Source organism: Stenotrophomonas sp. SrG, assembly GCF_050031795.1.
In the GTDB taxonomy this organism is placed as follows: Bacteria; Pseudomonadota; Gammaproteobacteria; order Xanthomonadales; family Xanthomonadaceae; genus Stenotrophomonas; species Stenotrophomonas rhizophila_A.
In genome coordinates this window covers 1-269 of the sequence record NZ_JBNBBE010000282.1, presented here as the reverse complement: position 1 = coordinate 269, position 269 = coordinate 1, and the positions used below count along the sequence as shown (strand labels likewise).

Genomic DNA, 269 nt, shown 5'->3' with positions numbered 1-269 from the left:
ACGTAGGTGCCATAACCGACCACCTGCGCCACCACCAGGTCCACCAGCGAGTCATCGCCGCCCAGCATCCCGGGCTGCGATCCCAGGCGATCTTCCAGCAATCCCAGCAGCTCGGCCGCGCCCGGCCCTGCGGCGGCGGCCTGCACAGTGTCGCGCAGCGGGCCTTCGCGGGTGGCCAGCATCAGCCGGTTGCTCATCGCCGCGTAGGTCACATAGGCCCACGCGCACCACGACAACGCCTGCAGCCGCTCCGGGGTGTCGGCCGCCGG

Annotated in this window: 1 pseudogene; it reads right to left on the bottom strand. The window is 71.7% G+C overall.

Going from position 1 to position 269, the window contains the following annotated elements:
* A pseudogene (locus ACQG3P_RS19845) lies at positions 1–269 on the bottom strand (glutathione S-transferase family protein); the annotation flags it as partial.